Below are 10751 nucleotides of genomic sequence, written 5' to 3'. Positions count from 1 at the left end.
TAGGTCTGGCCGACAGTCTCACCATCGACTGGATCTGCCTGCTCGACAGGCCTTCTGCCTACCGAATTCACTATTTATCATGTTCTTCGCGGCCACAATAGCCGCAGTCAAACGCACGCTTCCTTGCAGCCATGAAAGCGCCGTAGATCATCCAGGAACAATCAGCGTCTCTGCCTTGTGTGTATTAAAGGCAGCGAGGGCATCCGAAGGAGACCGCACGCATGGGGTTCGAACGTGCTGCGTGCCAGTGATGGACGCAATCGGATTGTCACGCGGGCGGATCACCCGCTGTTCCAGCCCATGCGCACAATAGATTTCTGAAGAAGGAATGATGCATATGACTACACCAGGCTATTTTCTTGCTCTCATGGACATAAACGAGGCCGAAGGCTTTCAAAAATATGGTGAAGCCGGCTATGCGAGCATGGAAGGTTTCCAGATCGAGGTGCTCGTTATTGATGATACACCGACTTTGCTCGAAGGTCAGGCTGTTGGGCAGCACATCGTCCTGCTGAAGTTCGAGAGCAAGGCCAAGCTTCAGGAATGGTATGACTCCGAGGGCTACAAGGTCGCCAAACCTTTCCGCCAGCAGTCCTGCACAACGCACGCGATCCTGGCCCTTGAAGGGTTTACTGGCTGATGTGATGAGCGGCCTCAGGATTTCGCCGGTTTCTAGCGCTACCGAGGCCCTGCATCGGAAGGATGTCCGCCCGGCGCCCGAATATTGCGGGACAGCCTTGTAATTTAGCCACGATCCAACGGCATGAACGGACCGAAAAGGCCCTCGGCGGGAGGTGATCCCCTTCCCGCCGAGGGCAATCTTCTACGTTACATGCTCAAAATGCATATCTAAGTTCTACGCCGTAAGTTCGCGGCTCGCCGACAGAAGCGGCATTTGAACCAAACGCGCTTCCTTGGGGCAGACCTCCAAGAAAATACCCTTTATTCAAAAGATTCTTCGCGAAAATGCCCGCAGTCAGTTCGGTCCCCTTGATTTCTGTCAGGTCGAGGCGCGCGTTAACCAGGGCGTAGCCCGGCAAGCGTGTCCTCGGTGTCGTGGTGCCGGCAGTGCTCGAAAAATACTGCCCTGTCTGTGCGTATACCTCGCCTCGCAGCCGAATCTTGGCGATATCCTGCGGAAGCGACGCGAACAAGGTTGCGAAAGCTGAGCCCGACCACCGCGGTGTATCGGGATAGGGACCGAACTTGAACACCTGTCCAAACAGCACCGTCGTATCGCGCGTGAATTTTGCATTGGTATGCGCGCCCGATGCCCCGATCTCGAGCCATGGGGCGGGATTGATGGAACCATCGATTTCGATACCGCGAACTTCCGCGCGCGGTACGTTGACCGTCACCGCGATAACGTTGCCGTTGACGACCGGAAACTGCACGCGCTGGATCCCGTTAATCCACTGATTGAAGACTGCGATATTGAGGCGCGCCGGACGACTGAATGCGCGTCCGCCATATTTCAGGCCGGCCTCGACGTCCTTCACATGCTCCGACTCGAACAGATCTCCGCCTCTATCGGCCGTAACCGGAATCGGCGGGGCGACACCATTCAACCCGCCCGCGCGAAAGCCACCACGTGTTTTGACGTACGCCAATAATGTCGGTGTAGCCTGATATTCAAATCCCGCCTCCCAACTTGGATCGCTGAACTTCGCTTTTTGTTCGAGCGCGCCGAAGACTGGCGAAAGCGGCAAGTGTTCCAGCGAAACTTGCTCCCATGTGTAGCGCAGACCCGCGGTCACGCGAAGACCGTTCAGCCCCGTGATCGAGCCCAGATCGTATGTTCCTTGCGCGAAAATTGCCTCATTTTCGTTCTTCAGTTCAAAATCGGGAGTGTAGCCGCTGCGGGGAACGAATGGTAGGAGATCAAAATAGCTCTGCGGATAACTGATATGGTTTTTGGTGTGTTGATAATAGGCACCGACGATGAAGTTCAGCGCGCCATCGAAAGCTTTGCCCTGCAATTGCAGTTCGTTCGACCATTGCGAAATCTTGGCACGGTTGCCCGACATTCCGCTGGTCGGATTGACCGTCAACTGGATGCCATAGGGGTCGGCCGTCTGGATCTGGTTGTCCCGGGTATCGGACCGCGAAACGCCGAGGATGTTTTTCAGTGTCAGGTCTTCGCCCAACTCGAAATTCGTCGTATTGGTCACGAACCAATCTCGCCCGCGATGGTCGGATCGGGACACCGCATAGGTATACCAGGGTCCGCGCTGGCGCTGCTGTTCGGCCAATGCATTGATGCCGCCCGGGAACGTGCCAGGATGCGCCGCAAGGTACTGGTTCCATGCGCCCGGGCCGAACGTCGCGTCCATCGCCGTCGGGTTGTAAGTTGCTGCGGCACCGCAGGCGAGGTTGAGGCCGTTGTTGCCCTCACCACATTGGTATAGGCTGTAAAGATAGCTTGCGCCGGTGTTGGTACCCCCGGTCCGATCATATTCGAACACGGTCGTATTGGTGAGCCTTTCGGTTGGTTTCAGTGTCAATGAAACACGTCCGTTCTGACGGCTGGTCTTGCCTATCATCTCGTCATAATAGTCGTTGAAGATAAATCCGTTGCGGTGCGTGATGTCGAACGCAACGCGCAGGAGAACCCTATCATCGACCAGCGGGATGTTCAGCGCGCCCTGCACTGCCAACAAGCCGAAATTGCCGGCTCGTACCTGCGCATAGCCTTCCAGGATGTTGGTTGGTGCGACCGTGGTGTAGAGCACGGCACCGCCAGTGGCGTTGCGCCCGAACAATGTGCCTTGCGGCCCCTTTAGAACCTGGATCGACGCCAGATCAAAAAAGGACGCTGCGCCACCATTGTTCAGCTGCACATCGTTCACATAGGGCACCACCGCAGTCGGCGAACCGGAGAAGGCATCGACCGTCTGACCGCGAATGGAATAAGTAAGCGAGTTCTGCCCCTGCGTCTGGCGCATGGTCAGACCGGGAACACTTGTTTGAAGGTCGGATTGAGTCGTGATGGAGCGTTGTATCAACTGATCGGCGCTGAATGCGGTAATCGCTGCAGGAACCCGCTCGAGGCTTTCAGCACGTCGGCGCGCAGTCACGACGATATCGCCTGATTCCGAATGCTGCGTCGCGCCATCCGACTGCGGCACCTCACCCGCGTACACCGCGCAAGACCATGCCGGCGAGGTTAGGATACAGCACGCCAGAAGCGCGTTCTGTGATTTCGACCGGCGCTGACCCGCTCCGTCGTGTTTGCGAAGTCTCATCTTCACCAATCCCCTATAGAATGCTTTTTTGAGTCGTATCATTCGACTGCTTATTTGATCTAACGCGCATGCAATCGCTAAAGCCTGAATCAATCCTGTGATCCAAACCACGAATATCGCCCCGCTATTCTCTGCCAATTAATGTGGAGATTTACAAACTGTAACAGTCAATAATTGCGCTATTTATGTCGCCAAGACTAAAAGCTAAATATTTTTACTAGAAAATATTTATCCAAACCATCGGCGACAATCGTCAAACCCCCGTCATATCAAATCGCTAGAGCGACTGCGCCGAATGGACGCCCCTCCTTGAGGTAACGCAAGCCTTCTACCGCATTCTCAAACGGAAAACTCTTGTCGAAAATCGGGGCTATCACACCCTTTTGGATCAATTCCTCGACATATGACCAAGCTTCCTGCCACTCTTCGGGCGGATTGGTGTACGCCCCATATCCTTGCACGCTTCCACGAACCAGAATCAGATCCGCAAGCGTGATCGTCGATTGCCGCCCTGCCGAGAAGCCGAGCGAAATGACACGCCCGTATCGCGCCAGTGCCTGCAGGGCATCAGCCAAAACCTGTCCGCCCAGCGAATCGATGACTATGTCAACGCCCGCGCCGTTCGTCAGTCGCCGCACACCGTCGGAAATTGCTTCCTCAGACAGATCGATGACATTGTCGAAGCCCTTCTCAGCCGCCTTTTGAGCCTTGTCCGTCGATCCGGCAGTGGAAATGACCATGCTGGCGCCCATCGCTTTCGCAAGCTGATACGCCGCATTGCCGACCGACCCGCCAATTCCTGTCGCCAGCACCGTCTTGCCTTGAGCCATGCCCGCCTCCTTCAAGGCGAAGTAGGCGGTAGGATAGGCGACGACGGCCTGCGCCGCAGCCCCGTCGGACAGCGCGTCGGGCATTGCGGCCAAATGGCTCGCATCGACTGCTACGTATTCAGCCCAACTTCCGTCTCGCATGAAGCCGTAGGGAAATGCGCCAAACATCACGCGCTGCCCGACCGCGAATGACGAAGACCCTGGATCTTCGACGACGCCGGCCCCTTGGTTCCCAGGGGTCAGCGGGAACGCGGCTGGGGGGAAAGTCGCTTCATTCTCTCCTCTTATGATCGCCCCGTCCAGCGGGACAATCCCTGCCGCCGTGATCCGAACCAACACATCACTGCCGCTGCAAACCGGCTTTGCACGCTCAACTATCCGCAAGCTTTGTCCACCATCCGCAGCATCAATAAGCCAGGCGCGCATCATAATCCCCTAATCCCATCATATGCGTTGGCGACAAGGGAGACTATATCCCTGATCCCCGCGATATCTAGTCAGCTTGCGGCACGCATGCCAGCACCCGAGATGAAGCGGACCAGAACTCATGCAGTTGCCGACAAGGCAAGACTATTGCGATGTTTGGAATCCGCGCACCAACGCGACTGAGCATGTTCAGCTTGAATTTGCTGTAAGTCTCATCTGAATTGAACCTACAGGCACGCCGGGAGATTTGTGTTGCACCGGCAAACGGCGCGCATGTAGCGACTCCCGAGTTCCGACGGCATCACGTGCCCGTCCGGTCGTGAACAAAGGACGTGGATTTTGACGAACAGGCTATTCGACCCGCTGACCATCCGTGGCGTGACCCTTCCCAATCGGATCGCCATGTCGCCGATGACCAGAGGCTTCAGTCCGAACGGCGTGCCCGGCGCGAACGTGGCGGAATATTACGCGCGCCGAGCCGCAGGTGGTGTCGGCCTGATCATCACGGAAGCGGTCGGCGTGGATCATCCCGCTGCGCTGGGGGATGCTGGTCTGGGAGAAGACCATATCCCCGTACTACATGGCAAAGCCGCGCTGGACGGCTGGAAAACCGTCGTCGATGCTGTTCATGCACATGGTGCAAAGATCATCCCGCAACTCTGGCACCAAGGTGCCATGCGGCTGCCTGGCACTGGCCCGTTTCCCGATGTGCCGGTGATGACACCATCTGGCACATGGGGGCCGCTCGGAAGGACGACATCGATCCTGGCGAGCAAGATTCCGTCAGATTCTAAGGTCGGCGCACCGATGACCGAGGATGATATCGAAGCGGTACTCGACGCCTTCGTCCGCTGCGCCGCCAATGCTGTCGCCATCGGTTTCGACGGCATCGCCATCCACGGCGGCCACGGCTATCTCATCGACAATTTCCTGTGGGAAGAAACCAATCTGCGTGACGATCGCTGGGGTGGTGATCGCACCCGCCGCAGCGCCTTCCCCAAAGAACTGGTCCGCCGCATCCGCGCGGCGATTGGACCGGATCTGCCGATTTTCTTCAGGTTTTCGGACTGGAAACAACAGGACTTCCGCGCGCGCCTGGCCCAAAACCCCGAAGAACTGGCCGAAGTGCTTTGCCCTCTGGCAGAAGCCGGCGTCGATGTGTTCGATGCGAGCGTGCGTTATTTCGACAAGGCAGCCTATCCCGAATCCCAGATGAACCTGGCGGGATGGGCAAAGAAGGTGACCGGCAAGATGTCGATGGCAGTCGGGGGCATTGGCGTGAACAAGGGGATGTTTGACGGCGACAAAGGCGTTGCGACAAGGGACAATATCGGCCTGCTTGTGGCGCGTTTCGAACGTGGAGAATTTGACTTGGTCGCTGCCGGGCGGGTACTCATCGGTGATCCAAGATGGCCACAGCGCCTGTCTCGACAAGAGCAACCCGACCCATTCGATCCCGCCACCCTTGATCGTCTTTATTGAGCGCTGGGTTTCGGAGCCAGACGGTAGTCTGCTGGAACGACTGCGGCAGGCCAAGGAGTTTTTATGGTTGAAATGGTAAAGCAGGAACTTGCGGGACGCGTCGCACTGATCACCGGCGCAAGCCGAGGGATCGGTGCTGCTATCGCGGCGGCGCTGTCTGATGCAGGCGCCGATATCGCGATCATCGACAAGTCGGATGCCAGCGACGTCGTTGATGCGATCGTCGCTAAGGGACGGTGCGCGCGCTTTTATATGGCCTCGGTCGATGACTTCGACGGCATGCCTGCGATCATTGATCGGATCGTCAAAGATCTGGGCCCGATCAGCATATTGGTAAACAACGCCGGTGTCTCCAGTCGCGGCAACCCGGTCCTGCATACCGACGCCGCGGAAGTGGAATTGCTGCTACGCATCCACGCCATGGCTCCTCATCGCCTGTCACAGCTTGTCATTCCAAGCATGCGCATCTGTTCGCGCGGCGACATCATCATGATATCGAGCGCCGCGACGAAGACCCAGCGCCCGAATACCGCGCCATATACGATGGCCAAGGCGGCGGTAGAAGCGCTGGCGGCAGTGATGGCGAAGGAGGTTCACAAATACGGCATCCATGTGAACATCGTCGCGCCCGGTTTGACCGATACGCGCATGGGGCAAAATCTCAGCAAGGCATGGGGCGTGGAAGACATTAGCGAACTGAATGCAACTTCGCCGTTCGGGCGGGTCAGCCGTCCCGAAGACGTTGCCGACGTGGTCAGGTTCCTCGTCTCGGATGCCGCCAGCTATGTAAACGGGCAGCGCATCTATCTCGATGGGGGTGCGTGATGTCCTCTGCGGCTACACCGCCGGCTTTGCCTCTTGCCGGCATAAAAGTCCTCGATCTATCGCGGGTTCTCGCCGGTCCATGGTGCACACAGATCCTTGCTGATTTCGGTGCCGATGTCGTCAAGATCGAAACGCAGGTCAGTGGAGACGATACCAGGACATGGGGTCCGCCCTATCTCGAAACCGAAGTCGGCGAAGTCGGCGAAGACGGCCCGGGTGAGAGCGCCTATTACCTCAGTTGCAACCGAAACAAGCGATCGTTGGCAATCGATCTGGCTTCGCCCGAAGGCGCGGCGCTCGTCCGGCAGCTGGCAAGCGACGCCGATGTCGTGGTCGAAAACTTCAAGGTCGGCGGCCTGCGCAAATATGGTCTCGATTTCGCCGCGCTAATCAAGATCAACCCGCGCCTGGTCTATTGCTCGATCACTGGATTTGGGCAGGACGGGCCATATGCCGCACGGGGTGGCTATGATTTCGTGGCGCAGGCGATGGGCGGCCTGATGAGCATCACCGGTGATGCCGATGGTCCGCCGCTGAAGGTCGGCGTCGCCATCACCGACCTGTCGACCGGTATGTATGCGGCTGTATCCATTTTGGTCGCGCTGCGGCACGCCGAACAGACGGGCAAGGGGCAGCACATCGACTGCTCGCTGCTCGATACGCAAATCGCCATGCTGGCCAATCAGGGCATGACCCATCTGGTGAGCGGCGCTACGCCCGGCCGGATGGGTAACGCGCATCCCACGGTCGTGCCATACCGCGCCTTTCAGGTTGCCGACGGCCATTTTGTCGTCGCTGCGGGCAACAACGCGCAATATCGCTCCTTGTGCGAAGCCGTGGGCAGACCCGATCTTGGGATCGATCCGCGTTTCGCGACGAACAGCGATCGCGTACTGAACCGGTCGGTTCTCGAACCTTTGCTGCAGGAAGCGATGAACACGATAACCGTGGCGGAGCTTACGAGCTCGCTTGATCGGGCAGGCGTGCCGTGTGGGCCGGTAAACACCATCAAGGACGTGTTTGCCGATCCCTTTGTCGACGAACATAAACTGGTCCGCCATTTTGCCAGCGAAGACAGCGTCAGTATCCCAACCGTGGCCTATCCGGGAAGGCTATCGGAAACCCCTGCCCAATATCGACGTCGCCCTCCGCGACTGGGTGAGCATAGTGCCGAAGTGCTGTCAGAGTGGCTTGGCCTCACGGATGAGGCAGTGGATGCTCTGCAGGTCGGCAAGCTGATCGGTCGTAAAACATTTTGATCCAGCGAAAGCTGGTGAATTCGCATCATATTGTTGAAAGGCGCGCGACATGACCAATCCGGCGGACGAAACCCAGGAAAGCGTCGAAGACTATATCCTCTACGATGTTCGCGACAGCGTCGCATGGATCAGCCTGAACCGGCCACGCTACCATAATTCGCAGAACTTTCGGCTGCTGGACAAGCTCGATGCCGCGTTCCGCCGTGCCGTCGACGACGATGGCGTGAAGGTCATAGTGCTCAAGGGCGAGGGGAAGAATTTCTCCGCCGGCCATGACATCGGCACCCCCGCCCGCGACAAGCATATGGAGCGTACCCGCGCCGATTTGTGGTACGATCACTCTAACAAGGAAGGTCCGGAACTCCAGTGGGTTCTCGAGCAGGACGCCTATCTGGGTCTTTGCCGCCGCTGGCAGGCCATTCCCAAGCCGATGATCGCCATGGTCCAAGGCGCCTGCATTTCTGGCGGCCTGATGCTGGCCTGGGTGTGCGATCTGATCGTCGCATCTGAGGATGCGTATTTCCAGGATCCCGTGATGTTCATGGGTGTCCCAGGCGTGGAATATTTCGCTCACGCCTATGAGCTGCCGTCGCGTGTCGCACGCGAATTTCTGCTTCTGGGACGCCGGATGCCAGCCCAACGGGCCTATAGCTTTGGAATGGTGAATGAAGTCGTCCCACGCGACAAACTCGAACACACCGTCACGGAAATAGCCGCCGACCTGGCCAAGAAGCCTCGCTTTGGAATGGCATTGGCAAAACAGGCGTTCAACATGATCGAGGATCTTCGCGGCAAACGGAGCGCGATGGATGGCGTATTCCACATGCATCAACTTGCTCATGCGCAAAACGTGCTCACATCGGGCAGCGTCATCGGCGGGCTCGACGGGCGAGCGATGGCCGCAGCCAGTCGCGAAAACGCAAAAGCTAAATAGGCCGGAAGCTCGCGCCACGACCAATCCAACCTTTGCTTGAAGTTCTACGCGGTGCCACATTGGAGGTCTTAGATGCCATCAGAATTTTCTTGCCTCACAGTGAACGTCGAGGATTCCGTGGCGCATATCCGGCTCATCAAGCCAGATGTGCATAATCGGTTCGACGATGCATTACATTCAGAATTTCCCCGCGCACTCGCCCAAGTTGCTCAGGATCAGCAACCCGCAGCTTTGGTAATTTCGTCAGAGGGCAAGTCGTTCTCGGCAGGTGGAAATCTCGATGGCGTACTGGTGGCAAATCGCTCGCTTGAAGTTCGAGAGCGGCTCCGGCGCGAGGCGCTAAGCATTATCAACGAACTCGTAAACATGCCCATTCCGGTGATAACGGCCGTTCAAGGTGCCGCAATCGGCCTGGGTGCGTCGGTCGTCACCTGTAGCGATATCATCGTGGCATGGAAGGACGCGAAGATTGCCGATCCACATGTAAAACTGGGTCTTGTGGCGGGTGATGGCGGCATACTTGGCTGGTCGCAAGGCATGGGCGTGATGCGCGCGAAGCGGTATCTTTTGACAGGCGACGCCATCACTGGTGCCGAGGCCCATGCGATGGGCCTAGTCAGCGATATCGTGGAAAATCCAGAGGATGCCCTGCCCGCTGCCATGGCGCTGGCGGGGCAGATCGCCGCGCTGCCACGTGGTGGCGTTCGCGGAACAAAGCGCGCATTCGCTCGCATCACGCGCAACCTCTACGGCGCTGCATTTGAATTGTCACTGGCCTACGAAATGGAAACGCTCGCAGGTGAAGAGGTGCGCGAAACAATCGAGAAACTCACGGGCGGAAAGCACAAAATAGCTTAGAGTGATGCGGCTGCCCAAAATTTGTTAAGTTACACGACCGCTCAGCGATTGAAAAACATATTTCATGGTCGCTTTTAACTATAATGCTGCTACGGAACGGCGGAGAAAGTCGATCACGCCTGAGTTAAATACATCATTCTTGTCGCCCGCTACCATATGGCCAGCGTCCGGAATGGTGAAGATCTCCGTTTGCGGCACCAGCGCGCGCATTTCAGCGACCCCCGCGTCATCAACGATGTCGCTCTGTTCGCCGCGTATTACAAGTGTAGGCAGACATACCCGATCACTGACTGCCACCAGCTCATCGGTCCAAGTATGGTTCTCGGGAATTGAATCAGCGTCCAGCATGCGCGGATCCCAGTGCCAATGAAGCCTGCCGTTCGGACGTTTCCGCAGGTTCCTCATCAATCCACGCGTGTCTCGCGGTCGGGTTCGTTGTGGATTGTACGCGGCCACGGCATCGGCAGCTTCATCGACAGAGGAAAAGCCATCAGCATGTGCGGCCATGAAATGACGTATGTTCTGAACTCCGATAGCTGCTGGGTGTATCACAATATCAACCATGATAAGTGCCTGCACACCAGGCACAATTCCGTGTCCAACGGCATAGAAGCTTGTCATGCCCCCCATTGAGGCACCGACGAGTGCTATCGGCCCATGATAGTCTCCGATCACCGTCGCAAGATCGTGACTGCGTACAGGCAGTCCATAATCACCGTTTTGTGACCAGTCACTCTCGCCATGGCCGCGCGCGTCGAAATTGATCACACGATAGCCCTCGCCGATCAAGCTCTTCTGAGCGTTAGACCAGCTGTGGCGAGTCTGTCCGCCGCCGTGCAGGAGAACAACGAGCGGCGCGCCGTCGGCACCACCAACGTCTGCAATCAGTCTT

The 10751-nt window shown here is 57.5% G+C and carries 9 protein-coding genes; 6 read left to right on the top strand and 3 right to left on the bottom strand.

Translation table 11 applies throughout. The annotated features are described in order from the left end of the window. Positions 1 to 337 precede the first annotated feature (337 nt). Positions 338 to 640 (top strand): DUF1330 domain-containing protein, encoded by a 303-nt coding sequence (locus K9B33_RS22590; RefSeq protein WP_224551367.1) that lies wholly within the window; start codon positions 338 to 340, stop codon positions 638 to 640. A 196-nt stretch (positions 641 to 836) separates the two neighbouring features. On the opposite strand, the gene K9B33_RS22585 is transcribed toward K9B33_RS22590, so the two are convergent. Next, on the bottom strand, positions 837 to 3245 hold the full coding sequence (locus K9B33_RS22585) for a TonB-dependent receptor (protein WP_224551366.1): 2409 nt from the start codon (positions 3243 to 3245) through the stop codon (positions 837 to 839). Between the two features lie 269 nt (positions 3246 to 3514). Next, positions 3515 to 4504, bottom strand: coding sequence for a zinc-binding alcohol dehydrogenase family protein (locus K9B33_RS22580; protein ID WP_224551365.1), 990 nt, complete (start codon positions 4502 to 4504; stop codon positions 3515 to 3517). 336 nt (positions 4505 to 4840) lie between these two features. On the opposite strand from K9B33_RS22580, the gene K9B33_RS22575 reads away from it, so the two are divergent. The 5 genes from K9B33_RS22575 (at position 4841) to K9B33_RS22555 (ending at position 9859) form a co-directional block, all read left to right on the top strand. After that, positions 4841 to 5983: an NADH:flavin oxidoreductase gene (locus K9B33_RS22575; RefSeq protein ID WP_224551364.1), complete on the top strand. Its 1143-nt coding sequence runs from the start codon at positions 4841 to 4843 to the stop codon at positions 5981 to 5983. A 63-nt stretch (positions 5984 to 6046) separates the two neighbouring features. Beyond that, positions 6047 to 6808, top strand: a complete 762-nt coding sequence (locus tag K9B33_RS22570; protein ID WP_224551363.1) for an SDR family NAD(P)-dependent oxidoreductase — start codon at positions 6047 to 6049, stop codon at positions 6806 to 6808. Then, positions 6808 to 8067 (top strand): CaiB/BaiF CoA transferase family protein, encoded by a 1260-nt coding sequence (locus K9B33_RS22565; RefSeq protein WP_224551362.1) that lies wholly within the window; start codon positions 6808 to 6810, stop codon positions 8065 to 8067. The genes K9B33_RS22570 and K9B33_RS22565 overlap by 1 nt, the downstream gene beginning before the upstream one ends. A 49-nt stretch (positions 8068 to 8116) precedes the next feature. Further along, entirely contained in the window at positions 8117 to 9001 is an 885-nt protein-coding gene (locus K9B33_RS22560) for an enoyl-CoA hydratase (RefSeq protein WP_224551361.1), read from the top strand. A gap of 72 nt (positions 9002 to 9073) precedes the next feature. Continuing rightward, a complete protein-coding gene (locus K9B33_RS22555) occupies positions 9074 to 9859 on the top strand; it encodes an enoyl-CoA hydratase/isomerase family protein (protein ID WP_224551360.1) in 786 nt (261 codons plus the stop codon). A gap of 78 nt (positions 9860 to 9937) precedes the next feature. On the opposite strand, the gene K9B33_RS22550 is transcribed toward K9B33_RS22555, so the two are convergent. Then, on the bottom strand, positions 9938 to 10751 hold an 814-nt coding region (locus tag K9B33_RS22550; protein WP_318011166.1), incomplete at its 5' end, for an alpha/beta hydrolase.

Source organism: Sphingobium sp. 3R8, assembly GCF_020166615.1.
Taxonomy (GTDB): Bacteria; Pseudomonadota; Alphaproteobacteria; order Sphingomonadales; family Sphingomonadaceae; genus Sphingobium; species Sphingobium bisphenolicum.
The sequence above is the reverse complement of the archived record's forward strand: the minus strand, read 5'-3'. Positions and strand labels throughout refer to the sequence as shown.

What these genes read in the sequence shown, in the direction of transcription:
- K9B33_RS22590 (WP_224551367.1), top strand. Translation starts at nt 338, where the DNA reads ATGACTACACCAGGCTATTTTCTTGCTCTCATGGACATAAACGAGGCC.
- K9B33_RS22555 (WP_224551360.1), top strand. Translation starts at nt 9,074, where the DNA reads ATGCCATCAGAATTTTCTTGCCTCACAGTGAACGTCGAGGATTCCGTG.
- K9B33_RS22560 (WP_224551361.1), top strand. Translation starts at nt 8,117, where the DNA reads ATGACCAATCCGGCGGACGAAACCCAGGAAAGCGTCGAAGACTATATC.
- K9B33_RS22570 (WP_224551363.1), top strand. Translation starts at nt 6,047, where the DNA reads ATGGTTGAAATGGTAAAGCAGGAACTTGCGGGACGCGTCGCACTGATC.
- K9B33_RS22565 (WP_224551362.1), top strand. Translation starts at nt 6,808, where the DNA reads ATGTCCTCTGCGGCTACACCGCCGGCTTTGCCTCTTGCCGGCATAAAA.
- K9B33_RS22585 (WP_224551366.1), bottom strand. Translation starts at nt 3,245, where the DNA reads ATGAGACTTCGCAAACACGACGGAGCGGGTCAGCGCCGGTCGAAATCA.
- K9B33_RS22580 (WP_224551365.1), bottom strand. Translation starts at nt 4,504, where the DNA reads ATGATGCGCGCCTGGCTTATTGATGCTGCGGATGGTGGACAAAGCTTG.